Annotated in this window: 19 protein-coding genes; 4 read left to right on the top strand and 15 right to left on the bottom strand. The window is 55.1% G+C overall.

Annotated features, from left to right (window positions below; genetic code table 11):
* The 15 genes from DFO57_RS08985 to ilvI form a co-directional block, all read right to left on the bottom strand.
* A complete protein-coding gene (locus DFO57_RS08985; protein ID WP_013024615.1) occupies positions 1–918 on the bottom strand; it encodes a D-alanine--D-alanine ligase in 918 nt (305 codons plus the stop codon).
* Positions 911–2386: a UDP-N-acetylmuramate--L-alanine ligase gene (gene murC, locus DFO57_RS08980; protein WP_013024614.1), complete on the bottom strand. Its 1476-nt coding sequence runs from the start codon at positions 2384–2386 to the stop codon at positions 911–913. The genes DFO57_RS08985 and murC overlap by 8 nt, the downstream gene beginning before the upstream one ends.
* A 74-nt stretch (positions 2387–2460) precedes the next feature.
* Positions 2461–3519, bottom strand: coding sequence for an undecaprenyldiphospho-muramoylpentapeptide beta-N-acetylglucosaminyltransferase (gene murG / locus DFO57_RS08975; RefSeq protein ID WP_110015286.1), 1059 nt, complete (start codon positions 3517–3519; stop codon positions 2461–2463).
* Positions 3516–4730, bottom strand: coding sequence for a cell division protein FtsW (ftsW, locus tag DFO57_RS08970; protein WP_013024612.1), 1215 nt, complete (start codon positions 4728–4730; stop codon positions 3516–3518). Before ftsW ends, murG begins: the two co-directional genes overlap by 4 nt.
* The gene (gene murD, locus DFO57_RS08965; protein ID WP_015700959.1) at positions 4730–6046 is read right to left on the bottom strand and encodes a UDP-N-acetylmuramoyl-L-alanine--D-glutamate ligase; all 1317 of its coding nucleotides are present in this window, start codon (positions 6044–6046) and stop codon (positions 4730–4732) included. Before murD ends, ftsW begins: the two co-directional genes overlap by 1 nt.
* Before the next feature lie 2 nt (positions 6047–6048).
* Positions 6049–7131 carry a phospho-N-acetylmuramoyl-pentapeptide-transferase gene (gene mraY / locus DFO57_RS08960; RefSeq protein ID WP_013024610.1) on the bottom strand — a complete coding sequence of 361 codons (1083 nt, stop codon included), beginning with the start codon at positions 7129–7131 and terminating at the stop codon, positions 6049–6051.
* Positions 7125–8483 carry a UDP-N-acetylmuramoyl-tripeptide--D-alanyl-D-alanine ligase gene (murF, locus tag DFO57_RS08955; protein ID WP_110015285.1) on the bottom strand — a complete coding sequence of 453 codons (1359 nt, stop codon included), beginning with the start codon at positions 8481–8483 and terminating at the stop codon, positions 7125–7127. Before murF ends, mraY begins: the two co-directional genes overlap by 7 nt.
* Positions 8480–9967: a UDP-N-acetylmuramoyl-L-alanyl-D-glutamate--2,6-diaminopimelate ligase gene (gene murE / locus DFO57_RS08950; RefSeq protein ID WP_014606589.1), complete on the bottom strand. Its 1488-nt coding sequence runs from the start codon at positions 9965–9967 to the stop codon at positions 8480–8482. The genes murF and murE overlap by 4 nt, the downstream gene beginning before the upstream one ends.
* On the bottom strand, positions 9954–11720 hold the full coding sequence (locus tag DFO57_RS08945; RefSeq protein WP_013024607.1) for a peptidoglycan glycosyltransferase FtsI: 1767 nt from the start codon (positions 11718–11720) through the stop codon (positions 9954–9956). Before DFO57_RS08945 ends, murE begins: the two co-directional genes overlap by 14 nt.
* Before the next feature lie 16 nt (positions 11721–11736).
* Positions 11737–12057, bottom strand: coding sequence for a cell division protein FtsL (ftsL, locus tag DFO57_RS08940; RefSeq protein WP_013024606.1), 321 nt, complete (start codon positions 12055–12057; stop codon positions 11737–11739).
* Entirely contained in the window at positions 12054–12995 is a 942-nt protein-coding gene (rsmH, locus tag DFO57_RS08935; protein WP_014606590.1) for a 16S rRNA (cytosine(1402)-N(4))-methyltransferase RsmH, read from the bottom strand. Before rsmH ends, ftsL begins: the two co-directional genes overlap by 4 nt.
* A 2-nt stretch (positions 12996–12997) precedes the next feature.
* A complete protein-coding gene (mraZ, locus tag DFO57_RS08930) occupies positions 12998–13456 on the bottom strand; it encodes a division/cell wall cluster transcriptional repressor MraZ (protein ID WP_014592911.1) in 459 nt (152 codons plus the stop codon).
* Positions 13457–13949: 493 nt separating this feature from the next.
* Complete coding sequence (gene cra, locus DFO57_RS08925; protein WP_019106419.1) at positions 13950–14960, bottom strand: catabolite repressor/activator; 1011 nt, start codon at positions 14958–14960, stop codon at positions 13950–13952.
* A 196-nt stretch (positions 14961–15156) separates the two neighbouring features.
* Positions 15157–15648, bottom strand: a complete 492-nt coding sequence (ilvN, locus tag DFO57_RS08920) for an acetolactate synthase small subunit (RefSeq protein WP_014592909.1) — start codon at positions 15646–15648, stop codon at positions 15157–15159.
* A gap of 2 nt (positions 15649–15650) precedes the next feature.
* Positions 15651–17375 carry an acetolactate synthase 3 large subunit gene (gene ilvI, locus DFO57_RS08915; protein ID WP_014606592.1) on the bottom strand — a complete coding sequence of 575 codons (1725 nt, stop codon included), beginning with the start codon at positions 17373–17375 and terminating at the stop codon, positions 15651–15653.
* Positions 17376–18108: 733 nt separating this feature from the next.
* Between ilvI and leuL the strand changes: the two genes are divergently transcribed.
* The 4 genes from leuL (at position 18109) to leuC (ending at position 22339) form a co-directional block, all read left to right on the top strand.
* Entirely contained in the window at positions 18109–18192 is an 84-nt protein-coding gene (gene leuL / locus DFO57_RS23070) for a leu operon leader peptide (protein WP_109707008.1), read from the top strand.
* A gap of 88 nt (positions 18193–18280) precedes the next feature.
* Positions 18281–19843 carry a 2-isopropylmalate synthase gene (leuA, locus tag DFO57_RS08905; protein ID WP_014606593.1) on the top strand — a complete coding sequence of 521 codons (1563 nt, stop codon included), beginning with the start codon at positions 18281–18283 and terminating at the stop codon, positions 19841–19843.
* 2 nt (positions 19844–19845) lie between these two features.
* The gene (gene leuB / locus DFO57_RS08900; protein ID WP_110015284.1) at positions 19846–20937 is read left to right on the top strand and encodes a 3-isopropylmalate dehydrogenase; all 1092 of its coding nucleotides are present in this window, start codon (positions 19846–19848) and stop codon (positions 20935–20937) included.
* A 4-nt stretch (positions 20938–20941) separates the two neighbouring features.
* Positions 20942–22339, top strand: coding sequence for a 3-isopropylmalate dehydratase large subunit (gene leuC / locus DFO57_RS08895; protein ID WP_014606594.1), 1398 nt, complete (start codon positions 20942–20944; stop codon positions 22337–22339).
* The last annotated feature ends 9 nt before the right edge of the window (positions 22340–22348 follow it).

Below are 22348 nucleotides of genomic sequence, written 5' to 3'. Positions count from 1 at the left end.
TCAGTCGGCCAACTCCAGAATACGTACGACCAGTTGAGAAAATGTCAGCCCGGCCTGCTTTGCCGCCATCGGCACTAAGCTGTGGCTGGTCATGCCCGGTGAGGTGTTCGCTTCCAGCAGTTGGAAGTGTCCTTGATCGTCAGTCATGACATCAACGCGTCCCCAGCCGCTGCATCCGAGTGCACGCCAGGCTGACCACACCAGCTGTTGTAATTCCGCCTCGCGCTCGGCACTCAGCCCGGCTGGACAGAAGTACTGAGTATCGTCAGAAATGTATTTCGCTTCATAGTCATAGAACTCGCTGGCGGTCTTTATTTTTATCGCGGGCAGAATCTGGTCACCCAGAATGCCAACGGTATATTCCTCACCGCTCAGAAAAGCTTCGACCAGCACATTGTCGTCGTGGCGAAACGCCTCTTCCAGCGCAGCTGACAGATCGCTTAACTGGTTTACACGGCTGATGCCGACGCTGGATCCCTCGCTGCTCGGTTTCACGAACAGGGGTAATCCCAATGCGCTAATCGCCGCCTCGGTCGCCGCATCCAGACCGCTCTGCATCTGTTCACGCGTAATCCAGACAAATTTACCCGCCGGCAGTCCCCTGCCCTGCCACAGCAGTTTGGTGCGCAACTTGTCCATGGTGACGGCGGAAGCCATCACACCGCTGCCGGTGTAAGGCAACTGCAGGAATTCCAGCACCGCCTGAAGCGTGCCGTCCTCGCCGCCGCGACCATGCAGGGCGATAAACACCTTTTCAAAACCTTGCGCGGTTAACTCCAGCACTGAGACGTCGCGGGTATCAATACCCTGTGCATCGATACCGGCTTCACGCAGGCCCGCCAGCACGGCACCGCCGGACATCAGGGACACGTCGCGCTCGGCTGACGTGCCGCCCATTAAAACGGCAACTTTAGTCATGACGGCCCTCCACTTTACGTGCTGGCTGCAGTTTGCATTCAGCCAGCTTCCGCGCCACTTTACCGACGTTTCCTGCCCCCTGAACCAGAATCAGATCGTTGCCTGACAGCAAAGGCGCCAGCATTTCAACGAGCGCATCATGTTCCGGCACCAGAATAGGATCGACCTTGCCGCGATGACGAATGGCGCGGCACAGTGCACGGCTGTCTGCGCCTGGGATGGGCGTTTCGCCTGCGGCGTAGACATCCAGCATCAGCAAAACGTCAACCTGAGACAGCACGTTGGCAAAATCATCAAACAGGTCACGCGTGCGGGTATAACGGTGCGGCTGAAACACCATCGCCAGTTTTTTATCCGGCCAGCCCGCTCGCGCGGCTTTAATGGTGGCGTCAACTTCCGTGGGATGATGACCATAATCGTCCACCAGCATGGCGGTGCCAGGCTGCCCATTAACCGGCTCCGTAGGAAACTCACCCAGCTGGTCGAAACGACGACCGGTACCCTGGAAGCTTTCCAGCGCAGCCAGAATCGCGCTGTCTTCAATCCCTTCTTCGCTGGCCACCGCCACGGCGGCGGCGGCGTTTAAAGCATTGTGTCGACCCGGCGCATTCAGAGTGATCTGTAACGGCGCTTTGTCCTGACGAATCAGGCTGAAATGAACCTGCGCGCCGCGTTGTTCAAACGCCTCGATGCGAAAGTCGGCGTCGTCGCTGAAACCATAAGTAGTAATCTGGCGGCCGACACGCGGCAGCAGATCGCGGATCACGGCATCATCAACACACATCACCGCACGACCGTAAAACGGCAAATTGTGCAGGAAATTAATGAACGTCTGCTTCAGGTTTTCAAAATCGCCCTGATAGGTGTCCATATGATCCGCTTCGATATTGGTGACAACGGCGACCATTGGCTGTAAGTGCAGGAATGACGCATCGCTCTCGTCCGCTTCGGCGATCAGGTAGCGGCTACTGCCCAGACGTGCATGCGTGCCTGCGGCTTTTACCAGCCCCCCATTCACAAAGGTGGGGTCCAGACCGCCTTCCGCGTAAATGCTCGAGACCATCGCCGTCGTGGTGGTTTTGCCGTGCGTGCCGGCAATCGCAATACCGTGGCGAAAACGCATCAGCTCTGCCAGCATCTCTGCGCGGCGGATGACCGGGATTCGCTGTTCGCGTGCAGCCACCAGCTCAGGGTTGTCCTGCGCCACCGCACTGGAGACCACGACAACGCTGGCATCCGTTACGTTTTCCGGGCGATGGTTAAAGTAAATGGTCGCGCCCAGATTGATCAGATTCTGTGTCACCGGATTTGGCGCCAGATCAGAACCGCTGATATGGTAACCTTCATTCGCTAACACTTCGGCAATACCGCCCATGCCAGCACCACCGATGCCGACAAAGTGAATGTGCCGGACGCGACGCATCTCGGGCACGATAGAACGCAGTTTCGCCAGTTGTTGTGTATTCATTACGCTTTATTACCTACCTACTCATTCAGTTTGTGCTCAATATGAGCACGGGTCAGCCAGGCTGACCTGATGCGTTAATGTGCGGCGCGAGCCACTTCCTCCGCGACCCGTTCAGTCGCATCGGGTACCGCCACCTCGTGGGCTTTTTCAGCCATCGCGAGTAATGTTGGTCGATCCCAGTGACGCAACGTTTCCGCTACCGCCTCCGCTGTAAACTGCGGCTGCTCAAAAATTTTGGCTGCACCTGCGCCCTCAAGCGGCAAGGCATTCCAGTACTGCTGACGATCTTTATGCTGAAACGGCACGAAGATCGCCGGTAATCCTGCCGCGGCGATCTCACTCACCGTCAGTGCACCTGAGCGACAAATCACGACGTCTGCCCAGGCGTAGGCCGCTGCCATATCATCAATAAACTCGGTCACCTTGTGATGGTCCTGACCCACTTGCTGATAAGCATGTTGAACGTCCTGCAACGCGCCTTTTCCGGTCTGATGCCAGACGGTAATCTGCTCACCCAGTAGAGCCGCAATCTGGGGCACGGTCTGGTTAAGGATACGTGCGCCCTGGCTGCCACCCACCACCAGAATACGGATAGCGCCGCTGCGCCCGGCCAGACGCTGAGCCGGTGAGGGCAGTGCCAGCACGTCTGTACGTACCGGGTTTCCTACCACCTCTGCGTGAGGAAAGGCGCCGGGAAACGCCTGCATAACCTTGGTGGCGATTTTTGCCAGCCACTTGTTTGTCAGCCCGGCGATCCCGTTTTGCTCATGCAGCACCACAGGAACACCGCAGCTCCATGCAGCCAGGCCACCCGGCCCCGAAACATAGCCACCCATGCCCAGCACAACGTCAGGCCTCCAGGCTTTAATAATCTTGCGAGCCTGACGCCAGGCGTTGAAAATACGCACCGGTGCCAACAGCAGGGCTTTGATGCCCTTGCCGCGTAATCCGCTGATACGAATGAAGTCGATGTCGATACCGTGCTTCGGTACCAGATCGGCTTCCATACGATCTGCAGTGCCTAACCAGCGAACTTCCCAGCCCTGCGCTTTCAGATGATGGGCAACAGCCAGCCCCGGGAAAACGTGTCCACCGGTGCCACCTGCCATTACCATCAATCGTTTACCACTCATCGACCACCTCGGGTAAACGCCTGCGCTTTAGCCAGACGCGTTTCATAATCAATACGTAACAAAAATACGATGGCCGTCGACATAATGATCAAACTCGAGCCACCGTAACTAATCAGCGGCAACGTCAGACCTTTGGTCGGTAACATACCGGCCGCAGCGCCCACGTTGACCAGTGCCTGAAAGCTGAACCACACGCCAATTGAACAGGCTAAAAAGCCGGAAAAACGTTGATCAAGTTCAAGCGCGCGCCGGCCAATCGACATCGCACGAAAAGCCACGAAGAATACCATTAACAGCGCTAAAACCACACCGATGTAACCCAGTTCTTCTCCGATAATGGAGAAAATAAAGTCGGTATGGGCTTCGGGCAAATACTCCAGTTTCTGAACCGAATTCCCCAGCCCCTGCCCCCAGAATTCACCGCGGCCAAACGCCATCAGAGACTGCGTCAGCTGGTAGCCGCTGCCGAACGGATCTTCCCACGGATTCCAGAACGAGGTGACACGGCGCATACGGTATGGCTCGGCGATGATCAGCAGCACCACAGCAAAGATGCCGGAGCCGATAATGGCCAGGAACTGCCACAGTTTGGCCCCCGCCAGAAACAGCATCGCCAGCGTAGTGACAAACAGCACGACCACCGTCCCCAGATCGGGCTGGGCCAGCAGCAGTACGGCCAGCACCACCATCACGCCCATTGGCTTACAAAAGCCCCAGAAGTTATTTCGCACCTCTTCTACCTTGCGCACCAGGTAACTGGCGAGATAGCAGAAGAGCGTGAGTTTAGATAACTCGGCGGGCTGAATACGCAGCGGCCCCAAGGCAATCCAGCGTGACGCACCGTTTACCGAGCTGCCCACCACCAACACAATCAGCAGCATGGCGACGGAAACCATCAGCATTATGTTGCTGTAGCGCTGCCAGAAATCCATCGGAACGCGCAGCGTGACCAGCGCCATGCCGAATGCCAGCGCAATATAGAACGCATCACGCTTGGCAAAGTAGAACGGATCGTCATTCAGACGCTGACCTACCGGCATTGATGCCGACGTCACCATCACAAAACCAATCGCGGCTAATCCCAGGGTTAACCACAGCAGCGTACGATCGTAGAGCACCAGTGAGGTATCGTCGCTCTCACGCGACCCCATCACCCAGTTGCTCAGGCGACCTGACAGATAATTCACTATGCCTGCACCAGGAATCCGCATCAGCTTAACTCCCTGGCCAGCTGCGCGAAGACGTCACCGCGCTGTTCAAAATTGCGAAACTGATCGAGGCTGGCACAGGCGGGGGAAAGCAGTACCATATCGTCCGGCTGGACCTGTCTGGCGATCTGCTCCATGGCCTGCTGCAGCGTATCGGTACGCACCGCCGCGTCAGGCCGCAGCGTGGCGAGCGCATCGCCATCGCGACCAAAGCAGTACAGCCGGATACGATCGCCTTGCAGATAAGTGGCCAGCGGCGAGAAATCAGCCGATTTACCATCGCCCCCGAGCAGCAGCCAGAGCGTGCCGTTAACCTGTAAGCCTTTCAATGCCGCTTCCGTGCTGCCAACGTTGGTCGCTTTTGAATCATTGATCCAGCGCACCCCGCGACTCTGATGAACCAGTTGAAAGCGGTGTGGCAGTCCAGAGTACGCTGCCAGCGCAGACAGGCTGGTTGAGCGGGGCAGCCCTACCGCATCTGCCAGCGCTAAAGCCGCCAGCGCATTGGTGTAATTGTGTTGGCCCACCAGCGTCATTTCGTCGGTATTCAGGACCTTCTCGCCTTTGGCGCGCAGCCAGATACTGCCCTGCTGCTTATTAAGGTGATAATCGCCAATATCGATGCCAAAACTCACGCAGCGCGCGTCAGCGCCGCGTACCGGCATCGTCATGCCATCATCCGCGTTCACGACACAGACCTGCGCGTTTTCGTAAATCCGCAGTTTTGCTGCCCGATACTGCTGCATACCTAACGGATAGCGATCCATATGATCTTCAGTCACGTTAAGGATGGTGGCCGCTGCGGCTTTCAGGCTGTGAGTGGTCTCCAACTGAAAGCTGGACAGTTCAAGGACATAGAGCTGCGCAGGCGCTTTCAGCAGGCTGAGGGCGGGTAAGCCAATGTTGCCGCCGACACCGACCTGCCAGCCTGCGGCCTTCGCCATTTCGCCGACTAAGGTGGTGACCGTACTTTTTCCGTTCGAACCGGTAATTGCCACGATGGGTGCCTGTGCTTCACGGCAAAACAGCTCAATATCGCCCACGATTTCGATGCCCGCATCCGCGGCTTCGCACAGCGCCGGATGTGCCAGCGCAATACCGGGGCTGGCAACAATCAGGTCGGCAGCCAACAGCCAGTCGCTGTTGATCCCGCCCACATAGCGCTCCACCTGCTCAGGCAGCTTGTCCAGCCCGGGCGGTGACATACGGGTATCCATCACGCGTGGCGTTACGCCCTGCGCTACAAAGAAATCAACACAGGACAGCCCGGTCAGGCCCAGTCCGATGATGACAACTTTTCTCCCGCGATAGTCAGCCATGATTAACGTACCTTCAGCGTCGCCAGGCCAATCAGCACCAGCATGAGCGAAATAATCCAGAAGCGCACAATCACGCGCGGCTCCGGCCAGCCTTTAAGTTCATAGTGGTGGTGAATCGGCGCCATACGGAAAATGCGTTGCCCGCGGAGCTTGAACGATCCCACTTGCAGGATCACCGACAGGGTTTCAACAACAAACACGCCGCCCATGATCACGAGTAAAAATTCCTGACGCAGCAGCACGGCGATGGTGCCCAGTGCGCCGCCCAGCGCCAGCGATCCGACATCCCCCATAAACACCTGGGCCGGATAGGTGTTAAACCAGAGGAACCCTAACCCCGCCCCCACGATAGCGGTACAGACGATCACCAGTTCGCCAGCGTGGCGCAGATAAGGAATATGCAGATATTCTGCGAATTTCACGTTACCCGTTGCCCAGGCAACCAGCGCAAAGCCCGCCGCAACAAAGACGGTCGGCATGATCGCCAGGCCGTCCAGACCATCGGTGAGGTTAACGGCATTGCCGGTGCCGACGATGACGAAGTAAGCCAGGACGATGTAAAACAAGCCCAGCTGTGGCATAACATCTTTAAAGAAAGGCACCACCAGCTCGGTCGCCGGGGTATCTTTTCCGGCCAGGTAAAGCGCAAAAGCGACGCCCAGAGAGATCACCGACATCCAGAAATATTTCCAGCGCGCAATCAGCCCTTTCGTGTCTTTACGGACCACTTTGCGGTAATCATCGACAAAACCGATCACGCCAAAGCCCACCAGCACCACCAGTACGCACCAGACGTACGGGTTGGAAGGGTAAGCCCACATCAATACTGACAGGGTTATCGACGTCAAAATCATGATGCCGCCCATGGTCGGCGTACCGCGCTTGCTAAAGTGCGACTCCGGACCATCGTTACGCACAACCTGGCCGATTTGCAGTTTTTGCAGCCACGCAATCAGCCGTGGGCCCATCCACAGTGAAATAAACAGTGCGGTCAGCAGGCTGACAATGGCGCGAAACGTCAGATACGAAAAGACGTTGAAGCCGGAATAAAATGCGACCAGATGCTCGGCCAGCCAAACTAACATGTTCCTTTCTCCTGTAAACTCTGTACTACCTGCTCCATGGCGGCACTACGCGAGCCCTTAATCAATACGGTCATTTCCTGGTGTTCGGACAGCAGCTGGCGTAAACGTTCAGTCAGCGCGGTTTTATCGCTGAAATGTTCGCCAACGCCACTGCTTTCACTTAGGAAGTGGCTGAACTGACCGGTGCTGAGCACCCGATCCAGCCCTGCGGCTTTGGCCGCCAGCCCGACTTCACGATGAAACTTTTCGCTTTCATCACCTAATTCAGCCATATCGCCCACGACCATCACACGGTAGCCCGGCATCTCAGACAGCACCTGTGCCGCCGCAACCATCGATCCTACGTTGGCGTTATAACTGTCATCCAGAATGAGTTGATGCTCAGAGAGGCGAACAGGGAATAAGCGGCCGGGAACGGACTGAAGACTTTTCAGGCCCGCCTGAACTGCGCTAAGCGGCGCATCGACCGACAGGGCGAGCGCAGCAGCGGCCAGCGCATTGGCGATATTGTGCCGCCCGGGCAACGGCAGAATGATGTCGGCTTCTCCACGGGGCGTGCGCATCACAAAATGGGTCCCATCCTGACGAATGCGGATATCATGCGCACCGAAGTCACAGTCCGCGGCCTGAGGCGAGAAACGCCAGACCGTTTTACCGTGCAGGTTCTCCTGCCAGCGCGGCCAGTCATTGCTGTCAGCATTTAAAATGGCCGTTCCCCTGGCAGGCAGGCCGTAAAAAATTTCACCCTTCGCTTTTGCTACACCTTCCAGCGACCCGAAGCCTTCGAGGTGCGCGGCGGCCAGATTATTGACCAGTGCCGCTTCCGGACGAACCAGGTCAGTGGTGTAAGCGATTTCGCCCTGATGATTGGCGCCAAGCTCAATGACGGCATACTGATGTTCTGGCGTGAGACGCAGCAAGGTCATGGGCACGCCAAAATCGTTATTCAGGTTACCGGCGGTATGCAGCGTTTCGCCGCACTGACGCAAAATGGACGCGGTCATCTCTTTCACTGACGTTTTGCCGGATGAGCCGGTCAGCGCAACAACGCGGGCAGTGGCCTGCTGGCGCACCCATGCTGCCACCTTACCAAAGGCGATACGCGTATCTTTTACAACCACCTGAGGCACTGAGACAGGTAAATGCTTACTCACCAGCAAGGCTTTGGCACCCTTGGCGATGGCATCTTCTGCAAAGTCGTGGGCATCAAAACGCTCGCCCACGATGGCCACAAACAGGCTGCCTGCGGTGACCTTACGGGTATCCGTCGTGACGTCATTTAAAACCAGGTCATCGCCGTGCAGGGTGCCGCTGGCGATCTCTGCCAATGTGCTCAATGAAACCGGAATCATGCTACGCCTCCTAGCAGTGTGGCGACCGTGGCACGATCGGAGTAATCCAGGCGTTGATTGCCAATAATTTGATAGTCTTCGTGACCTTTTCCAGCCACCAGTACGATATCATCGGGCTGGGCCTGCATAATGGTGCTGGTCACGGCCTGCGCCCGACCGGCGACCACGCGGGCACGGCCAGGGTCAAGCAGCCCACTCAGAATATCCTGTACGATGGCCTGCGGATCTTCGCTTCGTGGGTTATCATCTGTCACCACCACGATGTCGGCAAATTGCTCAGCGATCGCTCCCATTAGTGGGCGCTTACCTTTATCACGATCGCCGCCACATCCAAACAGGCACCATAGTTTGCCTTTGCAATGCAGCCGCGCCGCTTCCAGCGCTTTCTCTAATGCATCTGGCGTATGGGCATAATCCACTACCACGGTGGGTTTACCGGTGGCGCTAAAGACCTCCATGCGTCCGTTCACCGGCTGCAGTCTTGCCGCTACGCGCAGCAGATCGTCCAGGGCGTAGCCCAGCGCCAGCAGCGTCGCCAGCGCCAGCAGTAAATTGCTGACGTTGAAGGCGCCCATCAGGCGACTGTTCATTTCGCCCTCGCCCCAGCTGGAGTCAAAACGAATGTGCGCACCATTGTCGTGATAATTCACGTCAGTCGCACGAAGCCAGCGGCCATGACAGCCGGGCTGCAGATTATTTTCCATCGTGACGGCCACAGCGTCTGGCAGGTTTGCCAGCCAGCGGCGACCGACCTCATCGTCAGCATTGATAATGGCCACACCGACCTGATGTTCGGAAAACAGCAGCCATTTAGCGGACTCGTACTGCTGCATGTCACCGTGATAATCAAGATGGTCGCGACTGAGATTCGTAAAGACGGCAGCGGCAAACGGCAGCGCTGCGACCCGATGCTGTACCAGCCCGTGCGAGGAAATTTCCATTGCCGTCAGCGATGCGCCCTTCCTGACCAGTTCGTCCAGGTTATGTTGCACATCCACCGCTGAACCGGTGGTGTTTTCAGCCGGGACCAGTTGCCCGACCAGACCATTGCCGACTGTCCCCATCACCGCGCTGGTTTCACCCAGCAGGCTGGCCCACTGCGCCAGCAGCTGTGTGGTCGTGGTTTTGCCGTTCGTACCGGTCACGCCAATCAGTTTCTGCTTTTCGCCCGGCTGCTGGTAAAAACGGCCTGCCAGGGCAGAAAGACGCTGATGCAGTTGCGCCAGATAAATCACCGGTACGCCGTGCATCTCCCGAATTTCACCGTCGCTTGCTTCCCCTTCCGCTTCCGCGATAACGGCCGCCACGCCCTGCGCAATTGCCTGAGGAATAAACCGGCGTCCGTCAACCTGATGGCCTGCAATTGCAACAAACAGATCACCTGCAGCCGCTAAGCGACTGTCCAGAGTCATGTCACGCAACGGGCGCGCGGGTGCGTCAGGCACCCACGGTCCGAGTAAGTCGCGCAGGTTACGATCTGTCACTTGATTCCTCACTTCTGTTTGTCACCAACTCGTTTTTGTCATTGGTCGGCAGGGCATCCGGTTCGATGTTCATGGTGCGCAGCACGCCGCCCATGATGGCACCGAACACCGGTGCAGAAACCGCACCACCATAATATTTACCGGCCTGGGGATCGTTAATGACCACCACCAGCGCAAAACGAGGGCGACTGGCAGGCGCAACGCCTGCGGTATACGCAATGTATTTATTCACGTAACGACCATCCGGGCCGACCTTTTTCGCCGTACCGGTTTTGATCGCCACGCGATAGCCTTTAATGGCGGCTTTTACCCCGCCGCCGCCCGGTAGCGCCACGCTTTCCATCATGTGGACCACGGTTTTCACGAGGGCCTCAGGAAACACGCGCTCTCCGCCTACCGGCGGATCAACTTTCGTTATCGACAGCGGACGGGCAATGCCAAAGCTGCCAATGGTTGCATAGACTCGCGCTAACTGTAACGGGGTTACCATTAGCCCGTAGCCGAAAGAGAAGGTGGCCCTCTCTATGTCAGACCACCGTTGTTTTTTAGGGTATAAGCCACTACTTTCCCCGACCAGCCCCAAATTGGTCGGTTTGCCCAGCCCAAAGCGCGCGTAAGTTTCTACCAGTGCTGAGGAGGGCATCGCTAACGCCAGTCGTGAAACACCAACGTTACTCGATTTCTGTAAAACACCTGTCAAAGTCAGTTCGTTATAGCGCGCGACATCTTTGATTTCATGGCCGTTGACGCGGTAGGGAACGGTATTCAGCACGCTGTTCTCTTTCACCACGCCACGTTGCAGCGCCGTCATCACTACCATCGGCTTCACCGTTGAACCGGGTTCAAAAATGTCGGTGATGGCGCGGTTACGCATCAGGTCTTTGGCCGTGTCGCTCAGATTATTCGGGTTGTATGCCGGACTGTTGGCCATCGCCAGCACTTCACCGGTGTTAACGTCCACCAGCACCGCCGTGCCTGATTCCGCTTTGTTAAACGCCACCGCGTTATTAAGTTCGCGGTAGACCAGCGCCTGCAGGCGTTCGTCGATGCTCAGCGTCAGGTTATGCGCGGCACGGCTGTCTACAGAGGAGATATCTTCGATAACACGGCCATAGCGATCTTTACGTACGGTTCGCTCGCCCGGCTCGCCGGTCAGCCATTTATCGAAGCTCTTTTCGATGCCTTCAATGCCTTCGCCATCAATATTGGTAAAGCCGATGAGGTGTGAGGTGACCTGCCCCGCCGGATAGTAGCGACGGGACTCTTCGCGCAGGTGAATGCCCGGCAGCTTGAGTTTTTTAACATATTCCCCAATGGCGGGATTAACCTGGCGCGCCAGATAAATAAAGCGCCCTTTGGGATTGGCATTTACGCGCGCGGCCAGCTGATCGATCGGGATGGAAAGCGCATCTGACAACGCTTTCCAGCGGCTGTCGAGCGTGACGCCACCGGCATCGTGCAGCTCTTTAGGATCGGCCCAGATCGCATTAACCGGCACGCTGACCGCCAGCGGACGGCCACCGCGATCGCTGATCATCCCGCGCGCGGTCGGCACCGCCTGAACGCGTAAGGAGCGTAAATCGCCCTCTTTAACCAGCTTGTCTGGATTGATCACCTGCAGCCACGCAACCCGGGACAGCAGCCCACCTAACGCCAGCAAAATGCAACCGCATAACAACGCAAAACGCCAGCTTACAAAGCTGGCTTTATCTTCTGGTTTTTTTAACTTCAGCGTTCTTTTTACGCCGTTCATTAGCAGTAACAGATCCTTATTTTTGCACCACGATGTTTTCCTGCGAAGGATCAACGTGCTGCATCTGCAGCTTTTCGGTGGCGATCCGCTCAACGCGGCTGTGATCGCCAAGGGCGTTCTCTTCCAGAATCAAATTGCGCCATTCAATGTCCAGCGCATCGCGCTCCAGCACCAGCTGCTCTCGCTGGGCAGTTAACAGGCGCGTTTTATGCGTAGTGGTGACCACCAACACGGCAGAAACCAGTACAGCAATCAGCAACAGCAGTGGAATTTTGCCTTTGCGCAAAATATCCCCGGCGATAACGCCGGGTAGGCTGTGCCTTTCGTTGCCGATCATGCGTCGGTTCTCTCCGCGATGCGTAAAACGGAACTACGCGCACGGGGGTTCTCTTTCACCTCGGCGTCACCCGGTACCATCTTGCCCAGTAACGTTAACTGACGACCGCCCAGCGCATTGAGCTGCTGTTCGGTCATTGGCAGTCCACGCGGCACCTGCGGACCCCGACTTTGATCGCGCATAAAGCGTTTTACTAAACGGTCTTCCAGCGAATGGAAGCTAATAACGGACAAACGCCCTTGTGGAGCCAGGACCTCGACCGCGCCTTTCAGGGCGGTATCGATCTCTTCCAGTTCGCTGTTAATCCAGATCCGAATCGCCTGGAAGCTGCGGGTGGCCGGATGTTTAAACTTGTCTTTAATCGGCGTGGCCGCGGCGATCACCTCTGCCAGCTCTTTCGTGCGCGTCATTGGCTGTTCACGGTTGCGCTCGACGATGGCGCGGGCGATGCGTTTTGCAAAACGCTCTTCCCCATACGTTTTCAGCACAAATGCGATATCGGCTTCTTCCGCCTGCATTAACCATTCGGCGGCAGAGTGGCCCCGCGTTGGATCCATTCGCATATCCAGCGGTCCGTCGCGCATAAAAGAAAAGCCACGTTCAGCATCATCCAGCTGCGGGGACGAAACCCCCAGATCCAGCAAGATGCCGTCGATGCGCCCAACCAGTTCACGCTCTGCCACGTAGTCCGCCAGGGCGGAAAAAGGGCCGTGAACAATGGAAAAGCGCGGATCCTTTATCTCAGCCGCCGCGGCGATAGCTTGCGGGTCACGGTCAATGGCGATGAGCTTTCCGCTGGCGCCAAGCTGCGCCAAAATTAAGCGTGAGTGACCGCCACGACCAAAAGTGCCGTCGATGTAGATTCCGTCTTCCTTGATGTTGAGGCCATTAACCGCCTCATCCAACAGCACGGTGGTGTGTTTGTAATTTTCCTGCATAGCTATAGCGATAAATCCTGCAACCGCTCAGATAAAGGCGCCTGAGCTGACTGTTCTGCGTCAATATCTTCCCTGACTTGTTGATACCAGGTCTGTTCATCCCACAGTTCAAACTTGTTGAACTGCCCAACCAGCATCACTTCTTTGCTTAAATTTGCATGCTGACGAAGCGTATTCGCCACCAGTAAGCGGCCCGCATTGTCCATCTGACATTCACTGGCATGCCCCAACAGCAAGCGCTGCACGCGGCGCTCCAGAGGATTCATGCTGGAAAGACTCGCCAGCTTCTTCTCAATGATTTCCCAGGCGGGCAAGGTGTAGAGCAACAGGCATGGCTGGTGGAGGTCGATGGTACACACCATCTGCCCCTGTGATTCCTCGTTCAGCAAATTGCGATAGCGGGTTGGTACCGCCAGGCGTCCTTTGCTGTCGAGATTGACTAACGTTGCTCCACGGAACATGCCAGTCTCACCCCTCAATTACCCAATAACACCACTTTATCCCACTTTTTACCACAAAACGAGTTTAAGGATCGTAGGAAATCATTGTCAAGCCGGAGCGGCAGGTGAATATGATTATTTACCGAGGCGGGAATTAACGCTGGGAAGGTTTCAAAACGCCAAAAGATGATTAATCAAAATTAAACTAATGAATAACTGAATAAAAAAACCTGCCCCGAAACAGCATGGCTAAAATTAGCGCGCTTATTCCGGCCGAACGGCGGCGCGTCGTTTTGAGACAGGGGACGCATTTTAGGGGATTTCTTAAAGGATGCACAGCGGCACGCGCGCGGACGGGGGTTTTAAACAGCGGCTAAGTTGTAAGTAAACAAGAATGGTCTGTTAAGTTAATTTGTTAGCATAGATGATTAGCGCTGACGCTTTTTTACTTTGTAAGGAAAGAGTTTAAAAACAGCAGGTAATAGTCAGGGGCAGACGCATTGCTGCCCTGATTTTATTTAGAAATTCTGCTTAATTGTCCCCGCCGTAATAAATTACGACGAATTCGGGTTAAACCGGGTTTGGGTTTTCTGGGTTCATCTAAAGAAGCCAACACTAATTCCAGCACCCGTTCGGCGACATCACGATGACGTTGACCCACAGACAGGACCGGACATTCAAGAAAGTCCAGCAGCTCATGATCGCCGAAGGTGGCAATCGCCAGGTCGGCCGGTAAGCGGCCGTTACGTTTCAGCGTAACATCCATAACGCCCTGCAGCAGGCCAAAAGAAGTGGTGAAAAGCGCATCTGGCATTGGATGATTTTCCAGATAGGTTTCGAACAGGGCTGCGGAGGCAGTGCGTTCAAAACTGTTACAGTAAATGTAATCTATCGGGCGCTCATCCCCTTTCCAGGCATCTCTGAAGCCCAGCTCGCGCAGAAAACTGACCGACAATTCAGGTAACGCGCCCATAAACAGCACATTACTGATTTTAAGCTGACGCAATTCAGCAGCCAGCGCAAAGGCATCATCCTGATCGGCACCCACCACGCTGGTAAAGTGTTCGCGATCCAGCGCCCGGTCCAGCGCAATAATCGGCAGCGGGTGATTAATCCAGCGCTGATAAAAAGGATGTTCGGGCGGAAGCGACGTTGAAACGATAATCGCATCAACCTGGCGTTGCAGCAGATGTTCAATACAGCGCATCTCGTTATCGGGCTGATCTTCAGAACAGGCGATCAACAGCTGGTAGCCGCGCTGGCGGGCCTGGCGTTCAAGGTAGTTAGCAATACGCGTGTAACTGGTATTTTCCAGATCGGGGATGACCAGCCCAATCGAGCGCGTGCGACCGGCGCGCAGACCTGCCGCTACCGCATTGGGATGGTAATTGTGCTCGCGCACCACCGCCATGACTTTCTCAACGGTTTTGTCGCTGACACGATACTGCCGTGCTTTCCCATTAATAACGTAACTGGCCGTGGTGCGCGATACACCCGCCAGACGCGCAATTTCATCCAGTTTCACTGTAACCCCACCATTAAACAGGCTTAAGCTGATCGTTAATCCGCAGATAAGCTATGGACATCCTTTCTAGCACATCTAACAGCAGAAAAGTGCGCGTAGCAACCGCTTTTCCGATGGTTGGCTGTCTTACGCATTAAAAAGAAAAAACCCGGCATTTCGCCGGGTTGCAAATTTCGCTGATGCTACCAGTGCGTCATTAACGCATAATGCGCTCACCACGAGACACGCCCACAATACCCGAGCGGGCCACTTCAACAATTTCCGCCACTTCCCGGACGGTGTTCAAAAAGGCATCCAGCTTGTCGCTAGTCCCTGCCAGCTGAACCGTGTAAAGCGAAGGCGTAACGTCAATGATCTGTCCACGGAAAATTTCGGCGCTGCGCTTTACCTCTTCACGGCCATAGCCCGTTGCCTGAATTTTCACCAGCATAATTTCACGTTCAACGTAAGCGCCCTGCCCCAACTCCGTGACGCGCAGTACATCGACCAGCTTGTGCAGTTGCTTCTCGATCTGCTCCAGCACTTTCTGGTCGCCCACGGTCTGAATCGTCATGCGTGACAACGTAGGATCGTCAGTGGGCGCAACGGTGAGACTCTCAATGTTATAGCCGCGTTGTGAAAACAGGCCCACTACGCGAGACAATGCGCCGGATTCGTTTTCCAGCAAAACCGATAAAATGCGACGCATAATTATGTCCTCTCCGTTTTGCTCAACCACATTTCGTCCATACTGCCACCGCGAATCTGCATCGGGTAAACATGCTCGCTGCCGTCAACGTTGACGTCAACAAAGACCAGCCGTCCTGTCGCCAGGGTTTCCAGCGCCATGGCCAGCTTCTCTTCCAGCTCAGCGGGATGATTAATGGCAATACCCACGTGGCCATAGGCTTCTGCCAGACGAACAAAATCAGGCAGCGATTCCATATAGGATTGAGAGTGGCGGCCAGAATAGATCATATCCTGCCACTGCTTCACCATGCCCAGGAAACGGTTATTCAGGTTCAGCACCAACACCGGCAAATCGTACTGCAGTGCGGTAGAGAGCTCCTGGATGTTCATCTGAATACTGCCATCGCCCGTAACGCAGATGACGGTTTCGTCAGGCAGGGCCATTTTCACCCCCAGTGCGGCAGGCAGGCCAAAGCCCATGGTGCCGAGACCACCGGAGTTGATCCAGCGACGGGGTTTATCGAAGGTGTAATAGAGGGCGGCGAACATCTGATGCTGACCCACATCCGAGGTCACATAGGCCTCCCCGTTGGTGAGACGACAAATGGTTTCGATAACCGCCTGCGGTTTGATTTTGTCGCTGGTGCGATCGTATTCGAGGCATTGACGACCACGCCAGGTTTCAATCGACTGCCACCAGTCGCGCAGACTGTCCAGTTGCTGCTTCGCTTCGCTTTGGTCAAGCAGTTCGAGCATTTGCTGTAACGTCTGTTTGGCATCCCCAACGATCGGAATATCGGCCGCCACCGTTTTTGAAATGGAAGTAGGATCGATATCGATGTGCATCACGGTAGCGTTCGGGCAATACTTCGCCAGATTGTTCGTGGTGCGGTCATCAAAACGGACGCCCACCCCGAAGATCAAATCGGCATTGTGCATGGTCATATTTGCTTCGTAGGTGCCATGCATGCCAAGCATGCCTACGCACTGACGATGACTGCCGGGAAACGCGCCCAGCCCCATCAATGACGTGGTAACCGGAATATTCAGGCGCTCGGCCAGCTGCAGCAGTTCGGCTTCGCACGAAGAGGTAATCGCGCCGCCTCCGGCGTAGATCACCGGCTTATGCGCTGCCAGCAACGTGTTTAACGCACGCTTGATCTGGCCCTTATGCCCCTGAATCGTCGGATTATAGGAGCGCATGCTCACTTCCTGCGGATAATGATAAGGCAGCTTATTGGCAGGATTGAGAATATCTTTTGGCAGATCGATAACTACCGGTCCAGGACGCCCCGTGGATGCCAGCCAGAAGGCTTTTTTCAATACCGTCGGGATCTCTTCGGTATTTTTCACCAGGAAACTGTGTTTCACCACCGGACGGGAAATACCGACCATGTCACATTCCTGGAAGGCGTCGTAGCCGATCAGGGATGAAGGCACCTGACCTGACAGAATAACCAACGGAATAGAATCCATATAGGCCGTCGCAATACCGGTGATCGCATTGGTTGCGCCCGGACCCGACGTTACCAGCACCACGCCCACTTCGCCGGTTGCGCGAGCCAGGCCATCGGCCATATGCACGGCGCCCTGCTCGTGACGAACCAGAACGTGATCAATACCGCCGACGGTCTGCAGCGCATCGTAAATGTCGAGCACTGCGCCACCCGGATAACCGAATACCTGCTTAACGCCCTGATCGATTAACGACCGGACGACCATTTCGGCTCCTGACAACATCTCCATTTTCTGCCTCCCGGCTTGAGGAACTGAATCTACTGACGACTGCTTTCCCGCTAGCCACATGCATCCTGCCCTGCTATTCGCCAATTAAGATCAAAACCTTATGTTTTTGCAAAGACAGCAGAATTCATTTCTGCTGTCCCGATACAGAGAATTCTGCTGGGTTATTTTTCTAAGAGTAGGTCGATTACCATAACCGCAGAAAAACGGGCTGGCAAACGCCAAACGCCTTTTATTAAAGGGCACAGGATACAAAGGCTCTGCTCGCCAACTTTGGCTTACGATTATTAAACTAAATACGTCTGTTAATAGCAGAGGAAAATGCTGGGATTGATATTTTTTCCAGCCGTATCTAAGAAATAAAAAAAACATATGATGCAGGCCTTCAGGCAGCCGTGTTTTGGTCGGGCACTTTTATGGCGTAAGTCTCTTATAAACGCGTCATGCACATTCGATTATGCTGCCTTTAAACAAAACCGCCTGGGTAAAATAATGCCACGACAGTAAATTATCATTATATTTCATTGCATTACTCCATCACCGTAGCCCTTCAGGCCCGGATCGTCGGCACTAAACGCCGCGCGTGCAAAGGGTCTCGTTTAATACTCTGCGCAGGCGTTAAATGTCAGAACATTTTTCTTTACTGTGACAAAAAAATAACCCTTCGCTTATGGTTGACATTGATTGGCGATTCCAGTACCAATAGAGGCAGCAAAAAATTCACGAGGTTTGAAACATGTCACGTTCTTTCCGTCTATCAGGTCTACTACTAAACGCAACTTATCTGCGCGGTAGACTTGTGGGCGAAATCAAACACTGATTCGAACCTGCTAAAAGTTAAAAACCCGCGCCTGTCGCGGGTTTTTTTATGCTCGTTGCAAGGCAAGAAACGCAAAAGGATGAACACGATGAGCCAGCAAGTTATTATTTTCGATACCACTCTGCGTGATGGTGAACAGGCATTACAAGCCAGCCTGAGTGTGAAAGAAAAACTGCAAATTGCGTTAGCGCTGGAACGTATGGGCGTTGATGTTATGGAAGTCGGTTTCCCTGTGTCCTCACCGGGTGATTTTGAATCCGTGCAAACCATTGCACGCACGATTAAAAACAGCCGGGTTTGCGGCCTGGCACGCTGTGTTGAACAAGATATTGATGCCGCCTACGAGTCTTTACGCGTCGCCGAGGCCTTCCGTATCCATACTTTTATTGCCACCTCACCCATGCACATTGCCACCAAGCTGCGCAGCACCCTGCCTGAAGTGATTGAACGTGCGGTGCGCATGGTGAAACGCGCCCGTAACTACACGGACGATGTGGAGTTTTCCTGCGAAGACGGTGGCCGTACCCCGATTGACGACCTGTGCCGCATGGTCGAAGCCGCAATTAATGCCGGTGCCACCACCATAAACATTCCGGATACCGTTGGCTACACCTTGCCAAACGAGTACGCCAACATTATCAGCCAGTTAATTCACCGCGTGCCAAACATCGATAAAGCCATCCTGTCTGTTCATACCCATGATGATTTAGGTATGGCGACCGGCAACGCGATTGCTGCCGTGCAGGCTGGCGCGCGTCAGGTGGAGGGTACGCTGAACGGGTTAGGTGAGCGCGCCGGTAACTGCGCACTGGAAGAAGTGATCATGGCGATTAAAACCCGTCAGCAGATCATGAATGTTCACACCAACATTCACCATCAGGAAATTTATCGTACCAGCCAGATGATTAGTCAGATCTGCAACATGCCAATCCCGGCTAATAAAGCGGTGGTCGGTTCTAACGCCTTTGCCCACTCTTCGGGCATTCATCAGGACGGCGTCATTAAAAACCGTGAAAACTATGAAATCCTGACTCCAGAATCCATTGGCCTGCACAAAATTCAGCTTAATCTGACATCCCGTTCCGGCCGCGCAGCGGTAAAACATCGTATGGAAGAGATGGGCTACACAGAAAGCGAATACAATCTGGACTCCCTGTATGACGCTTTCCTGAAACTGGCGGACAAGAAAGGTCAGGTGTTTGATTACGACCTGGAAGCGCTGGCTTTCATTAATAAACAAAACGAAGAGCCTGAATTTTTCCAACTGAATGATTTCAATGTGCAGTCAGGCTCCAGTATCACGGCCACCGCGTCGGTGAATCTGGGCTGCGGCGAACAAACGAAATCAGAAGCGGCGACCGGTAACGGTCCGGTTGATGCGGTTTATCAGGCCATTAACCGAATTACCCAGTTCAACGCAGAGCTGGTTAATTACAAGCTGACGGCAAAAGGCCACGGCGAGAATGCGCTGGGTCAGGTTGATATCGTGGTGGGCTACAACAATCGTAAGTTCCACGGCGTCGGTCTGGCGACAGATATCGTCGAGTCTTCTGCCAAAGCGATGGTGAACGCATTAAACAACATCTGGCGAGCCAAACAGGTCGAGAAAGAGTTACAGCGCAAGTCTAAAGATCAGAAGGAAACGGTGTAATCATGTCAAACTCTTCACATATCGCAGTACTGGCGGGCGACGGAATCGGCCCGGAAGTGATGGCCCAGGCTATCAAAGTATTGGATGCGATTCGTCAGCGTTTTAACCTGCGTATTACCACCAGTGAGTACGACGTCGGTGGTATCGCCATTGACCGTCACGGCGAACCCTTGCCACCGGCTACCGTTGCAGGCTGCGAACAGGCCAACGCAATCCTGTTTGGATCGGTAGGTGGCCCTAAGTGGGAGCACCTGCCCCCGGCCTCTCAACCCGAGCGCGGGGCGCTGTTGCCGCTGCGTAAACACTTTAAGCTGTTCAGCAACCTGCGTCCTGCGGCGCTCTACAGCGGCCTGGAAGCTTTTTGTCCCTTGCGCAGCGATATCTCAGCACGCGGTTTCGATATCCTGTGCGTACGTGAACTGACCGGCGGCATTTATTTTGGTCAGCCGAAAGGACGCGAAGGCAGCGGCCCGCACGAGCGCGCTTTTGATACCGAAGTCTATCATCGTTTTGAAATCGAACGCATTGCGCGTCAGGCTTTCGAGTCCGCCCGCAAGCGCCGTAATAAAGTCACCTCTGTCGATAAAGCTAACGTGCTGCAAACATCCGTTATGTGGCGGGAAATCGTGAACGAGATCGCGAAAGATTATCCCGATGTTCAGCTGAGCCACATGTACATCGACAACGCCACCATGCAGTTGATCAAAGATCCTTCTCAGTTCGACGTGCTGCTGTGCTCTAACCTGTTTGGCGACATTTTGTCAGACGAGTGCGCGATGATCACCGGCTCAATGGGCATGTTGCCGTCCGCCAGCCTGAGCGAAGACGGTTTTGGCCTGTATGAACCGGCTGGCGGCTCGGCGCCGGATATCGCCGGGCAAAATATTGCTAATCCCATTGCCCAGATCCTGTCACTGTCGCTGCTGCTGCGCTACAGCCTGAATGCCGATGACGCCGCCGCCGCTATTGAGCGCGCCATTAGCCGGGCGTTAGCGGAAGGCTATCGCACCAAAGACCTGGCCGGTGACGGCCCTGCGATCAGCACAGATGAGATGGGCAGCATCATTGCCCGCTTTATCGCCGAGGAAAAATAATAAAATGAAAACCTTATACCAGAAGTTATTTGATGCACATGTCGTTCACGAAGCGCCGAATGAAACACCGTTGCTCTATATCGATCGTCATCTGATTCATGAGGTGACTTCGCCACAGGCCTTTGATGGCTTGCGTGCCCACGGTCGTAAAGTTCGTCAGCCTTCAAAGACGTTTGCCACCATGGATCACAACGTGTCCACCCAGACCAAAGATATTAATGCTTCGGGCGAAATGGCGCGTATTCAGATGCAGGAACTGATGAAAAACTGTGCCGAATTCGGCGTGCAGTTGTATGATCTGAATCACCCGTTCCAGGGCATCGTGCATGTGATTGGGCCAGAGCAAGGCATGACGCTGCCCGGCATGACCATTGTCTGCGGCGATTCCCACACGGCGACGCACGGTGCCTTTGGTTCACTGGCCTTTGGTATTGGTACGTCAGAGGTTGAGCATGTTTTTGCCACGCAAACCCTGAAACAGGGCCGTGCCAAAACCATGAAGATTGAAGTGACAGGTACGGTTGCGCCGGGCATTACGGCGAAAGATATCGTACTGGCGATTATTGGTAAAACCGGCAGCGCAGGCGGTACCGGCCACGTTGTTGAATTCTGTGGCTCGGCGATTGAAGCGCTGAGCATGGAAGGCCGCATGACGCTGTGCAACATGGCTATCGAGATGGGCGCAAAAGCCGGTCTGGTCGCCCCGGATGAGACCACCTTCGCTTACCTGAAAGGTCGCCAGTTTTCACCTCAAGGTGAAAAATGGGAGCAGGCCGTTGAGTACTGGGGCACGCTGAAGTCCGACCCAGGCGCTAAGTTTGACCGCGTGGTGACGCTGCATGCGGAAGAGATTGCACCGCAGGTGACCTGGGGAACCAACCCCGGCCAGGTGATCGCGGTGGATGCGCAGATTCCCGATCCGGCTTCGTTTGCCGATCCGGTCGAGCGCGCCTCTGCGGAGAAAGCGCTGGCTTACATGAATCTGCAACCCGGCATCAAACTGACCGATGTCAGCATTGATAAAGTCTTTATTGGCTCCTGCACAAACTCACGCATTGAAGATCTGCGTGCCGCCGCCGCGATTGCCAAAGGGCGTAAGGTCGCGCCTGGCGTTCAGGCACTGGTGGTGCCGGGTTCAGGCCCGGTTAAAGCACAGGCCGAAGCGGAAGGGCTGGATAAGATCTTTATTGAAGCAGGATTTGAGTGGCGCTTGCCCGGCTGCTCAATGTGTCTGGCCATGAACAACGACCGTCTGAACCCCGGCGAGCGCTGTGCCTCAACCAGTAACCGTAACTTCGAAGGCCGCCAGGGCCGTGGCGGACGGACGCATTTGGTTAGCCCGGCAATGGCCGCCGCTGCCGCCGTTAATGGCCATTTCGCCGACATTCGCAGCCTGACATAAGGACACCAT

Source organism: Pantoea sp. AG702 (genome assembly GCF_003182295.1).
In the GTDB taxonomy this organism is placed as follows: domain Bacteria; phylum Pseudomonadota; class Gammaproteobacteria; order Enterobacterales; family Enterobacteriaceae; genus Pantoea; species Pantoea ananatis.
Note: the sequence above shows the minus strand (reverse complement) of the source record. Positions and strands in the feature narration are given on the sequence as shown.